Here is a 12,307-nt window from a genome sequence, read left to right on the forward strand (position 1 = left end):
TCCTTTCTTTATTTATAATTTTCAATAGCTTTATTGAGAACATCAATCTGCTTGTTGATACTTGCTGCGTTTTGCGGATTCTGTTTCAGCAGTTCCATTTTTTTGCTCAAGCCATCTTTCAGCATCTGAACCATCATCATTTTAGCCTGTGGATTGTCTGCCATTTGGTTTTTGGCATATCCTGCTATTTTAGTAACGCTTTCAGTTGCTTTCAGGTTATCGGAAGTCATGATCCAGTTGAAACCGTCTTCTGCTGCTTTTCCCAATTCCGGATTCTGGAATTTAATGAACGGATAGAAAGTAGCAAGAGGTGCAATATTTTCGATCTGTGAAGTAATCCTGTTCTTTACAATAACAGGAAGCAATTGTGCCTGCAATTCTTCTGAAGCACCTTTCATATCAATTTTATCAGCAAGACTGTTTGCTCTTGACGGATCAATAGAAAGAAGCGCACCCATCGAACTTCCTTTTACTGCATTGGAAACAGCACTTACTCCTTTTTCAAATAAAGGAAGGTATTTTTTGTCTTTTGTTTTTCCTAAAGCAGCAATAGCCGCAGCCTGAGTTAATGTTTTTGGATCATTGGAAGCCAGTTTTTCAACTTCAGCACCCAATGCTTTCATTTGTTCAGGATTAGTAAGGTCTATTAAGTTTAATGCTTTTATTCTTACTCTGAAGAAAGGATCTTTTAATGCAGCAGCCAATAATTTTACAGCGGCAGGACTTTTCCCGGCCTGATCTTTAATTCCGTTTAGAGCCAGATATCTGCTTTTAAATTCCTTGGAGTTGGTAAACTGCATCAGATTCTGTTCCGGAGTTTTAGTATCCGTAATATCAGCCAGTAAAACTCCGTCTGCATTGATATTGACGAGATCCGGTGTTTTAGAAACATCAAAACTGAACGTATTTTTTGCTTCCGCATTTACCCAGACATTGTACCTTTTGGGTTTTCCATTGTCATAGACATCAATAGCCAGAGGAAATTCAAATGGTTTTTCCTGAGTTTGATTAATGGTTACATCAACCTGTTTTTTTACCGGTTCAAAGGTGGATGAATAATTAATCTTTGGGTTTCCGCTTCCAAAATACCATTGATTAAAGAACCAGTTTAAGTCTTTCCCGGAAACTTTTTCAAAAGAGAGTCTTAATTGATGGGCCTCAGCATTTTGGTATTCATTGGTTTTCAGATAATCGTTCATTCCGGCAAAGAAGGCATCATCTCCAAGATAATTTCTCAGCATATTTAAAATGCCACCTCCTTTCTGGTAGGTTACAAGATCAAAAACATCTTCACGGGATTCGTAATTGAATCTCACCAGATTTTTATTAAAATCGGATGGATTATGAAGATAATTATTCACATCTGTCATCAGGTGATAATCTGCCTGGTCTTTTCCGTACTTGTATTCATTCCAAAGATATTCGGAGTAGTTGGCAAAAGATTCATTGACAGTAAGGTTGCTCCAGCTTTCTGCCGTTACCAGATCTCCAAACCAATGATGGAACAGTTCATGGGCAATGGTATCTTCCCATGTGTTTTCATCGATAAGCTGACCCGGTTTCTGAAGGATATCACTTCCATGAAGAGTAGCTGTGGTATTTTCCATTGCACCACTTACATAATCTCTTCCGGAAATCTGGGCATATTTCGCCCATGGGTAGTCATAATTCAGTTTTTTGGAGAAAAAGTCGATCATTTCCGGAGTATTTCCGTAGATCTGTTTAGCATAAGGCTCGTATTCCTTTTCAATATAATAATCAACAGGAATGTTTTTCCATTTGTCTTTTACGATGGCATATTCTCCAACGCCCATAAAGAAAAGATAAGTAGAATGTCTCTTGTCCATTACCCAATGATCGGTTCTAAGTCCGTTGGATTCTTTTTTAGAATCTTTCATAAGACCGTTGGAAAGCGTTACATATTTATCAGGAACTGTCATATAGATTTCCTGTGTTGTCTTTTGGTTGGGTTTATCAATAGTAGGAAACCATGCTGAAGAAGATTCTGTTTCTCCCTGTGTCCAGATTTGTGTTGGTGTGTTGGGATCTGTCCCCTGAGCGTTTATGAAATACAAACCTTTCGCATCATTGATTGCCATGCTTCCCTGTTGTTTCACTTCATTCGGGCGGGAGGTATATTTGATGTAAACGGTATAATCCCGATTTCTCTGATAGGTTTTATCCAGCGTAATTTTTAGAACGTCATCTTTGTATTCGTATTTTAAAGGAGACTTTTTGCCGTTGTTATCAAGAGCCACTTCATGAATCAGCATTCCTTTTGCATCAAGGGTAAGCTCATTGGTGGCATAGAAGTAAGGTGATGCGGTAAGCCATTCTTCCCCATTCATCTGTTCTTTCTGATAATCGAAATTCACTTTCAGCTTTGTGTGCTTAAGCTCTGTTACTTTCGTGTGGGTAGCTCTGTATACTTTTTCTCTTCCTGAAGTGTCGGTTTGTGCTGATACATTGGCGGAAAATAAAATTCCAAGTATAGCAATTGATAAAATAGCCTTTCTCATCGGTCTGCTTTATTATTTTTTAGAATTATTTTTTTATGATGATGTCGAAAATATCATTGACAAGGGTTTCATAGTCGCCCTTTTTAAGCTGTTCCTTCGTTTTTGCAAACGCTTTTTTGAGTTCACTTTCCGGGTTTTCGTCATCCACTATTTCTGCGGATGCCACACCTTTCAGCTGAAGTACAGCATTTTTCAGTACTTCAATATCTGCATTTTCTTCAATATTAATTTTTAAATACTTCATAATCTGTTCTTAAGCATTTGATATTTATGACTTACTGCCTGTCACCGGATCATCTTACAAAAGAAATCCGGTGAATGGGCGTTGTTCTTCCAAATGTAAGAAACTATTGCCAAAGAAAGTGTACCAAAGGATTATATTCTGATCTCCCGGCTTATGAGCACAGATAATGCTTCTATTACTGTTAAAATAATAGAAGTAAATTTAAAAAATAAAAAGATAGAAAAATATTAAATCGCTACTGGAGCTTTAATCCCCGGATGCGGATCATAATTTTCCAGCGTAAAGTCCTCGAAATCGAAATCAAAGATATTCTTAACGTCAGGGTTTAATTTCATTGTAGGAAGTGATCGTGGTTCTCTTGCAAGCTGTCTGTTTACCTGTTCAAAATGATTATTGTAGATATGAACATCTCCAAAGCTGTGAACATAATCCCCTACCTCAAGATCACACACCTGTGCTACCATCATCAGCAGCAATGCATAACTTGCAATATTGAACGGTACGCCAAGGAAAACATCGGCACTTCTCTGATACAGCTGCAGCGATAATTTACCATCAGCTACGTAGAACTGGAACAGGGCATGACAAGGAGCCAAAGCCATGTTAGGAATTTCTGCAACATTCCATGCAGATACGATAAGTCTTCTGGAATCCGGATTTTTTTTGATCTGGTCAATTACTTCTGTAATCTGGTCTACCACTTTTCCGTCTGCTCCACTCCAGCTTCTCCACTGCGCTCCGTAAACAGGTCCCAGATCTCCATTTTCATTGGCCCACTCATCCCAGATGCTTACTCCGTTATCTTTAAGATACTTTATATTGGTATCTCCTTTCAGGAACCAAAGCAACTCGTAGATAATGGATTTCAAATGCACTTTTTTCGTCGTTACCAAGGGAAATCCCTTAGACAGGTCATATCTCAGCTGATATCCGAAAACACTTCTTGTTCCAGTGCCGGTTCTGTCGGTTTTATCAGTTCCGTTGTCTAAAATATGCTGTAAAAGGTCCAGGTAGTTTTGCATTTTGAATGAGATTTTAAGTTTCAAATTTAGTAAAAAAAAAGCACCCAACCTATGGATGCGTTTTATAAGATGTATATCTCTTTTTTATTAAATGCGCGTATATTCTACAGCTTCAAGCTATTAAAGCAATAGAAGTATTATAATACAGAAACGCTAATTTTTTCACTGTTTCCATTGATTGATTTTAGCTGACCATAACTGTTTTTATCAATAAACTTATCATTTGAATAATCCAGTCTCACCGGACCAAACTTTATAAGCTTCTGGAATTTACTTTCATCAATAATATCTTTTGTTCCATAGTCAATAGAAATGTCTCCTATTATTTTCAGTTTGCCCATCCTGCTGTTATCTATCACATCATTTGACCAGTAATCTATACTGAGGGCACCTATTTTCTTTACTTTACCTGCTTTTTCTCTGGTAAAGGCAGAGTCTTCCCAATAGTCTACAGAAATATTTCCTATACTTTTCAGCTTCCCTGTTTTTTCTGTGGCAAATATGGAATCATCCCAGTACTCTATTTTGACATTCCCTATACTTTTAAGCTTACCATATTTAGCTTTATCAAAAACCTGATTATCATAATACTTAAGTTCCCCATTCAGAGCAGGGGCATTAAAATCAGAAATTGATCCGTCAGCATTCAGCGTAATTACAAAATCCTCTACCGTTAATTTCACTGTTTCCAGATCGTATGTTTTTGCGGAAACGGTGGCACGAACCTGAGCATTGATGACCAAACTGCCCAATAGAAATACAAAGACAAATAAATTTTTAAATTTCATATTATTAAAGATTAATTTACCAAATATCTTCAATATCCTGATTGATATTGTTGATGGTAAAGTTATCTCCCATTTTCTTGCCAAACATTGCTTTTACCAAAGGAGATTCTGCAGAAACTGTCATTATTTTCCGGTTTTCAAAAACAAACTCTCCCATTGAAACTGAGATAAAAAACATTCCTTTATTGGTTTTCACCAATGCTCCGTTCTGCACTTTTTCTGAAGGATCGGATGTTATTTTCTGCAAAACAGCCTGCTGATTCAACACTTCATTGAGCTGCCTCTGCAGGTTATTGATTTCCTGCTGAAGCATTTCTCTTCCGGTTTCATATTTATCACCCATCGAACTTTTAGTATCGTTGTTGGAAGCCCGTGTTTCAGCAATAAGGTTTTCAAAATACTGAATTTTGTCTGCGGCTTTTGCTTTGATGATGTTGATTATTTCCTGTTTGTTCATTGAATGATCTTTTTTATTGCAGGTAGATAAACCACCCCGTCAAAATCACAGATTTTGACACCCCTCCAGCGGAGGGGAATTGAGTTCCTCTAAAGACTAGTGATTAAAATTTACTGTTTAAGCTAAGTTTCAAAGCCATTACTTTTTATTTTTCAAATACGGCATAATCAGAAACTTTGAAGCTGAAGTCTTTTCCATTACTGAAGTCTCTTTTTGTTTTATCAAAAACATTTCTGAATGTTCCGGACAGATGGTCGTCTTCAATGAAGAAATTAACCGGTTCTTTTGACATGTTCAGGACTACCAGCACTTCATCTTTCCCATTTTTCCTTACATAAGCAAGAATTTTATCATTGGCTGTCGTATTGAGAAGATAGGTCGTCACGTTGGAATCTCCACCTCTTAATGCAGGATTTGATGTTTTTAAATCCAATAGTGTTTTATAGAAATCAGCAGCCTGATAGGTATGGGTCCATTTGATGGCATCTTTTTCGAAAAATTCCAGCCTCTTCATGTTCGGAAGTTCCTGTCCTGAATATAATAACGGAATGCCATTCCATGTTGCAGAGAATACTGCCATAGGTTTTGTAATGACTCCGTATTTTTCATATTCGGTTCCGTTCCATGAGTTTTCATCGTGGTTGGTGGTAAACCAGGCTCTCATCGAAGCGTCTCCGATATTGGAATATTGTCTCAGAAGATCTTTTAATTCCTGAAGAGGTTCATTATTTTTGTAATAGTCGGCAGATTTATGCATCCATTTCCAGGAATAACTGGCGTCAAAAACTTTACCATATTCAGGACTTTCCAGCTCATCAAATTCTCCAAGCCAGAAAAGAGGCTTTATTTTTTCCACTTCAGGACGTGCCTGTTCCCAGAAATCGACTTCCACCCATGAGGCAAGGTCACATCGGAATCCGTCGATATTGGTTTCCTGTACCCAGAACTTCATAGCATCAATCATTGCCTGGCGCATTTCCTGATTTTTATAATCCAATTCAATAATATCATCCATTCCGGAAGCAATATGGAATTTCCCATCCGGATCTTTAAGATAAAATTCAGGATGTGTTTTTGTCCACACATGATCCCAGCCGGTATGATTGGCTACCCAGTCGATAATGACTTTGAATCCTAACCTGTGAGCTTCATTCACCATATCTTTAAAATCCTGCAGGGTCCCGAATTCAGGATTGATGGAAGTATAATCTGCTGCGGCATAAGGACTCCCCAGACTTCCTTTTTTGTTTTGCTGGGCAATCGGAGTAACAGGCATAAACCAAAGGGTTTTTATTCCCATAGATTTCAGTCGGGGCATTTCTTTTGCAAATGCTTTGAAAGTTCCTTCCTGAGTGTATTGTCTTATGTTTACTTCGTAAATATTTGTATTATGTTTCCAATCTTTTGGCAGTTCTGTCATCTTCCGCTTATTTTTTTGAGTGGTACAGGAAACAATTCCCAGACCAATTACAGCTAACAAAATTAATTTTTTCATTAAACTATTTTTAACAAAAGTAAGGATTGTTTTTGGGGTAAAAGGGTAAAAAGGCAAAATCGTTAAAAGCAGAATGGCAATTTGCTTTAATCAGCATAAAAAAAGCCCCGGATCTAAATCCAGGGCCAGTATATTGTATGATTATCTTTCATCATCATTGTCATCCTCATCATCAAAGACATCGTCATTATAGTCTTCTTCTTCCTCATCATCAAAGCTGTCATCATCTTCGTCTGAAAAGTTTCCTCCCGCTCCGAAATCATCATCAAAACCGAACTCATCATCTACCAATGGCATTGCTGATTTCTTTTTGCCACCTCCGGTACTTCCGTTTTTGCTTGGAGCTTTTAATGGAACATTTCCAAATCTGTATACAGTGATCGGATAGTTCACGCCTTTTGTTTCTTCAATTACCTCCACAAGCTCGCAGAAGAATTCCCAAAGATCAAGAAGTCCATACTGGAATTGCGCTTTGTCACCTACATTTTCAAAAGCTTCATCAATGTAAACATCTGACATGATCTCACCATCACCATCATCACTCATATCTTCCAATGGGACACTTTTTACGATCGTTCCGTCATCTTCCAACAGATTAAAAGTAGAAAGCTCATCTCCCTGCAGACTGAATGCACTTTTAATTCCTAAATGTAAGTTCCATAACGTTTGTTTTCCCTTAACTTCGACATCACGGAAAATATCCTCTTTCGCATCTAATATTACGCGGATTTTGTAAACCATATCAGTTTCTTAAATTACTTTTTGCCTTTATAATTATGATAAATCTCTGTTGCAAATATATAATAAATGACATGTGACAAAAAAATATTTCAGGATTTTTTAAAATATTTTTTTTTCTTACATTTTGCCGGAATTATTTACTTTTTTCAAGCATGAAACTGAACTTCGTCCCTTCAAGGTAAACGCTTTCTACGGTAATGTTTTCGTTGTGAGCTTCAAGGATGTGTTTTACAATAGCCAGACCGAGTCCGGAGCCGCCTTCTCTTCTGCTTCTGCTGGTTTCCACACGATAAAATCTTTCGAAGATTCTTGGAAGAATTTCAGATTTGATACCCATTCCATTGTCTATAACTTCGATCAGCACTTTATTTTTAAGGACACTGGTTTTTACGATCACTTTTGCTTCCTGCCTGTTGGCATAATGAATAGCATTGGAAATCAGATTAATAAAAACCTGGGAAATTTTCTGTTTATCGGCTTCCACAAAAATCTGCGGATGAAGGGTCTGAATCTGTAATGTTGTATTTCGTTTTTCAGCTTCAAGATCAAGAAGGTCAAAAATCTCTTTGATCAGAAGGTTCACATCGAATTTTGAAACGGTAAGATTGATTTCACCGGCTTCCAGCCTGTTGATCATATCAAGATCTGTCACAATAGCAATCAGTCTTTCTACCGATTTATCAATTCTTTCCAGATATTTGTCGCGGATCGTAAGATTATCCACGCCGCCGTCTCTCAAGGTTTCTACATATCCCTGGATAGAAAAAAGAGGAGTCTTCAGCTCATGGGAAACATTTCCGATGTATTCTTTACGGTAACTTTCCATCTCTTTCATCATATCAATTTCGGAAGCTCTCTGCTGATTAAGGTCTGAAAATCTTTCTCCTAATTCTTTAATGGTTATATTTTCATCATTATCATGAACCATTTCCTGAGGAAGGATTCCGGAAAGTCCTTTCACCTGCTTTCTTCCGTAATAATTAAAGAGCAGCTCCAGTACTACACAGTTGATCATAAAGATCAGGATAATACAGATGAAAAGACCCGTTTTGAACAAAGGGGTCTCATAATAGATATCTTTCAGCGAATCGAATACGACTACTAAAAGGAGCATTACCAGTGTCAGAAGACAGGAGGCAACGAGGGTAAGTCTGTAAAATTTCAATTTTACAACGTTTTAATGATTGAACGTAAAGTTAGGATTTTTAAATAATTAAACGATCAGTTTATACCCAATCCCTTTCAATGTCTGAATCGTATTGATTCCCAGTTTTTCTCTTAGTCTTCTGATGTGAACATCAATGGTTCTTTCTCCTACGATCACATCATTACCCCAAACTTTTTCCAGGATCTCTTCTCTTTTGAAAACCTTCTCAGTATTGGAAGCCAAAAGGTAAAGCAAATCAAATTCTTTTTTAGGAAGAAGAAATTGCTGTCCGCTTTTGGAAACCCTGAAGTTATCTTTATCGATAACAAGGTCTCCGATTTCGATGAGTTTAGCATTGTCAGACACCTGAGAGGTTAGCTGTAATAATGCATTTACTTTAGAGATAAGGATTTTCGGTTTGATCAGTTTTACAATATAATCATTAGCACCTGCCTGAAAACCTGCTAATTGAGAAAACTCTTCGCTTCTTGCAGAAAGGAACACGATAAGTGTTTTTTGCAGTTCTTTCACTTTACGAAGTTCCTGACAGGTTTCTATACCATCTTTTTCAGGCATCATGACATCTAATAAGATAAGATCCGGAACAATTTCCTTCGCTTTTTCTATACCTTCGTTACCATTGGTAGCGGTATAGATATCATACCCTTCTTTTTCCAAATTGTAAGACAGAATCTCTAAAATGTCCAGTTCATCGTCTATTAAAAGAATTTTTTTGCTCATCTTCTAGTTTAAGAATTCCCACAAAATTAATTATTTCAATTGATTTCATCTATCCGCCAAATGTTAACTAATTATTAAAAAATTACATTTTACACATTAATTACAAAATCAATAAAAAAATCAATAAATAAATATACACAAATCAAATATAAGGAATAATAATTAACATTAAAACAAAAATTATAATTATATAAATTAAACATCGATAAGTATAAAATCTGTTCTTTCGTTAATACAAACTTCATAATTAATTAAGATTCTCCTAAAGTTTTCTTAAAAACTTAGCCTTTATTTTGCCCTTGAAAAAGAAGTAAAAGAAGTAATAATGAAAAAACAACTCCACAAGAGCATCATGCTACTTGCCTTGTTTTCTGCTGGCTATGCTTTTGCACAAAGTCAGATTTTGGAAGGTAGGGTATTGGACGAGAAAGATAACACTCCAATAGAAGGTGTAAAAGTAAAAGTAAATGGTCAGGAAGTAACCACTGACATTTCCGGATACTACTCTATCAACCTTTCCCCTGGCACCAATTACATTGTAACCGTAAGCTCCAATGGGTATAACAGAAAAGAGATCAGTGAAGTTATTATCAAAAATGAAGGTAATACTCACCTTGATATTGTTTTGGATAAGCCATCCACCAAAGAGAAAGAAATTGAGGGAGTTGTCATAAAATCAAACGCAAGAAAAGAAACCATAGCCTCTACCATCGGTTTACAAAAGAATGCCGGTGTAGTTTCTCAGGTTATTGGTGTTGAAGCGATTAAAAGAAGTCCGGACAGAAACACCGGCGAAGTTCTGAAAAGAGTTTCAGGGGTGAGTTTATTTGACGGAAAATATATTGTAGTAAGAGGTTTATCAGACCGTTATAACCAGGCGATGCTGAACGGTATTCAGTTATCCAGTACGGAGCCTGACAGAAAGACTTTCTCTTTTGATCTTTTCCCTGCCAACGTTATCGAAACCCTTGTCATCAATAAAACGTTCATTCCTGAATATACAGGTGAATGGGGCGGTGCTTTGATTCAGGTAAATACTAAAGATATTCCTAATAAAAACTTCTTCAATGTACAGGTAGGTGTAGGAGGAAATACAGCTACTATGGGACAGGAGTTCCATATGCAGAAAGGTGGAAAGTGGGACTTTTTAGGAATTGATGACGGTTACAGAAAACTTCCTACCAATATGCCTGCGAAAAATGCTTTCAGTATTCTGACTGAAGCTCAGAAAACAGAGATTGGTAAAGGATATACCAAGAATCTTGGATACAACAGCATTGGTTATCCTGAAAACTTAAGTTTACAGTTAGACGGAGGTTTCAACACGAAAGTATTCGGAAAAGATTTAGGAGTAATTGCTGTTTTAAATTACAGTAACAACAAAAGAAGAACCGAATCTACCAACCGTTTCTTTACCATCAACGACCAGCTTGCTGATACCAACTTCGATTATTTTACAGAAAAATACAGCAATGATATTATTTTAGGAGGGATGTTGAACCTTGCTTTAAAGCTGAACAACAATAATAAAATCTCCTTAAAGAATATCATTACCAACAATACGGTAAACCATATGTCCTTCAGAACAGGAAAGGACTTTGAATTTGATCCGATCAACGGGACCAATATCATGGCAAGGGAAATCGGGTTTAAAGAAACGACTTTCTATAACTCCACCCTTTCCGGTAATCATAAAATTGATGTTCTTGGCGGTCTTACCGTAAACTGGTACGGAAGCTTCGGGATCCTTGATCAGTATATTCCTTTGCTGCAGCGTTTACAGTATAACCAATATACAAACATGCCGGGAAGTCCTTATTTAGCATTGATTTCTAATGGTCTTTCTCAAAAATCAGGAAGTGTATTCTACTCTACTCTGAGCGACTATCTGTATAATGCAGGAGGTGACGTTTCCAAAACGTTTACGATGTTCGGACAGAAGCAAACGATCAAAGGAGGTTATTTATTCCAGGTAAAAGACAGGATATACAACTCCCGACCATTCTCTGTAAGACTTGAAAACTTCAATCAGGGATTACTTTCCCAGCCTTTTGAAACCATCTTCAATCCAGGTAACTTCGGAACTAACGGTGGATTCACATTTGATGAAATTGCAGGAAACCAGTACAGATATATTGCCAACACCATCCTTAACGCAGGATACTTACAGTTTGACAATAACTTCACACCATGGTTAAGAGCTGTGTGGGGATTAAGAGTGGAGAACTTTGACCAGTTGGTAGGAAGCACGAAGAAAAGCGATGACCGTTTTGTAAACACTCGTGTTACAGATTTCTTACCTGCTGTGAACTTAACATTCAAGGTAAATCCTAAAATGAATATCCGTCTTGCAGGTTCACAAACTGTTGTAAGACCGGAATTCAGAGAAGTTTCTCCTTTGGCATATTATGATTTTGACCTTGGAGCAACGGTAATCGGTAACAAATCTATCGAAAGAACCAAAATTACGAGTGCCGACCTTCGTTGGGAATTCTACCCAAGAAACGGGGAAATTATTTCCGTGGCAGGTTTCTATAAAAACTTTAAAAAACCGATCGAATTATACTTCAACCAATCAGGGGTAGGAACGAGTAACACCTTCAACTATCTTAACGTAGATAAAGCTGATGCTTACGGACTGGAAGTGGAAGCCAGAAAAAAACTGGATTTTGTAAGCGCTCTTAAAAACTTTACGCTGGGTGGAAACGTAGCATTAATCAAAAACAGAGTAACAGACGAAGCTACCAATATTGACAGACCAATGCAGGGACAATCTCCATATACTGTCAACCTAAGTCTTCAGTACGATACTGAAAAATCAGGATGGTCTTCAACGCTATTATTCAACATGATCGGAAGAAGAATTCTTTATGTAGGAAACGATCAGGTTCCACCAATCTGGGAAGCACCAAGACCTCTTTTAGATTTCCAGCTTTCTAAAAAATTATGGAGCAACAAAGGAGAGATCAAGCTGAATGTTTCAGATATCCTGAACCGTCGTGCCAAATTCTACCATGACCTGAACGACAACGGTAAGTATGACAGCAAAGATGCTCTTGCCATTGAAAGACTTACAGGAACCAATATCAGTTTAACACTGGGATACAATTTTTAATTCACTCAACAAATAATCTAATAAATAATTTAATTCTT

Annotated in this window: 10 protein-coding genes; 1 reads left to right on the forward strand and 9 read right to left on the reverse strand. The window is 37.1% G+C overall.

Annotation, left to right across the window (positions count from 1 at the left end; translation table 11 throughout):
- Nucleotides 1–8 precede the first annotated feature (8 nt).
- The 9 genes from V0410_RS09685 to V0410_RS09725 all read right to left on the reverse strand — a co-directional run bounded on the left by V0410_RS09685 (nt 9) and on the right by V0410_RS09725 (nt 9,154).
- Complete coding sequence (locus V0410_RS09685) at nt 9–2,519, reverse strand: M1 family metallopeptidase (RefSeq protein ID WP_330747309.1); 2,511 nt, start codon at nt 2,517–2,519, stop codon at nt 9–11.
- Between the two features lie 25 nt (nt 2,520–2,544).
- The gene (locus V0410_RS09690; protein WP_110010187.1) at nt 2,545–2,763 is read right to left on the reverse strand and encodes a hypothetical protein; all 219 of its coding nucleotides are present in this window, start codon (nt 2,761–2,763) and stop codon (nt 2,545–2,547) included.
- A gap of 227 nt (nt 2,764–2,990) precedes the next feature.
- Nucleotides 2,991–3,785: a thymidylate synthase gene (locus tag V0410_RS09695; protein ID WP_330747310.1), complete on the reverse strand. Its 795-nt coding sequence runs from the start codon at nt 3,783–3,785 to the stop codon at nt 2,991–2,993.
- Between the two features lie 137 nt (nt 3,786–3,922).
- On the reverse strand, nt 3,923–4,573 hold the full coding sequence (locus V0410_RS09700; RefSeq protein WP_330747311.1) for a hypothetical protein: 651 nt from the start codon (nt 4,571–4,573) through the stop codon (nt 3,923–3,925).
- A 16-nt stretch (nt 4,574–4,589) separates the two neighbouring features.
- On the reverse strand, nt 4,590–5,030 hold the full coding sequence (locus V0410_RS09705; RefSeq protein WP_330747312.1) for a hypothetical protein: 441 nt from the start codon (nt 5,028–5,030) through the stop codon (nt 4,590–4,592).
- A gap of 145 nt (nt 5,031–5,175) precedes the next feature.
- Nucleotides 5,176–6,525: an alpha-amylase family glycosyl hydrolase gene (locus V0410_RS09710; protein ID WP_330747313.1), complete on the reverse strand. Its 1,350-nt coding sequence runs from the start codon at nt 6,523–6,525 to the stop codon at nt 5,176–5,178.
- Between the two features lie 141 nt (nt 6,526–6,666).
- Nucleotides 6,667–7,266, reverse strand: coding sequence for an IS1096 element passenger TnpR family protein (locus tag V0410_RS09715; protein ID WP_330747314.1), 600 nt, complete (start codon nt 7,264–7,266; stop codon nt 6,667–6,669).
- Between the two features lie 133 nt (nt 7,267–7,399).
- Nucleotides 7,400–8,431 (reverse strand): sensor histidine kinase, encoded by a 1,032-nt coding sequence (locus tag V0410_RS09720; protein WP_110010193.1) that lies wholly within the window; start codon nt 8,429–8,431, stop codon nt 7,400–7,402.
- Between the two features lie 48 nt (nt 8,432–8,479).
- Nucleotides 8,480–9,154: a response regulator gene (locus tag V0410_RS09725; protein WP_002977493.1), complete on the reverse strand. Its 675-nt coding sequence runs from the start codon at nt 9,152–9,154 to the stop codon at nt 8,480–8,482.
- A 325-nt stretch (nt 9,155–9,479) separates the two neighbouring features.
- Between V0410_RS09725 and V0410_RS09730 the strand changes: the two genes are divergently transcribed.
- Entirely contained in the window at nt 9,480–12,269 is a 2,790-nt protein-coding gene (locus V0410_RS09730) for a TonB-dependent receptor (RefSeq protein WP_330747315.1), read from the forward strand.
- Nucleotides 12,270–12,307 lie beyond the last annotated feature (38 nt).

Origin of the sequence: Chryseobacterium sp. CP-77, assembly GCF_036362765.1 — a bacterium.
Lineage (GTDB): Bacteria > Bacteroidota > Bacteroidia > Flavobacteriales > Weeksellaceae > Chryseobacterium > Chryseobacterium cupriresistens.

Excerpts from the sequence above, each read along its gene's own strand:
- V0410_RS09690 (WP_110010187.1), bottom strand. The coding sequence starts at position 2,763 with ATGAAGTATTTAAAAATTAATATTGAAGAAAATGCAGATATTGAAGTA.
- V0410_RS09725 (WP_002977493.1), bottom strand. The coding sequence starts at position 9,154 with ATGAGCAAAAAAATTCTTTTAATAGACGATGAACTGGACATTTTAGAG.
- V0410_RS09695 (WP_330747310.1), bottom strand. The coding sequence starts at position 3,785 with ATGCAAAACTACCTGGACCTTTTACAGCATATTTTAGACAACGGAACT.
- V0410_RS09730 (WP_330747315.1), top strand. The coding sequence starts at position 9,480 with ATGAAAAAACAACTCCACAAGAGCATCATGCTACTTGCCTTGTTTTCT.
- V0410_RS09685 (WP_330747309.1), bottom strand. The coding sequence starts at position 2,519 with ATGAGAAAGGCTATTTTATCAATTGCTATACTTGGAATTTTATTTTCC.
- V0410_RS09700 (WP_330747311.1), bottom strand. The coding sequence starts at position 4,573 with ATGAAATTTAAAAATTTATTTGTCTTTGTATTTCTATTGGGCAGTTTG.
- V0410_RS09705 (WP_330747312.1), bottom strand. The coding sequence starts at position 5,030 with ATGAACAAACAGGAAATAATCAACATCATCAAAGCAAAAGCCGCAGAC.
- V0410_RS09715 (WP_330747314.1), bottom strand. The coding sequence starts at position 7,266 with ATGGTTTACAAAATCCGCGTAATATTAGATGCGAAAGAGGATATTTTC.
- V0410_RS09710 (WP_330747313.1), bottom strand. The coding sequence starts at position 6,525 with ATGAAAAAATTAATTTTGTTAGCTGTAATTGGTCTGGGAATTGTTTCC.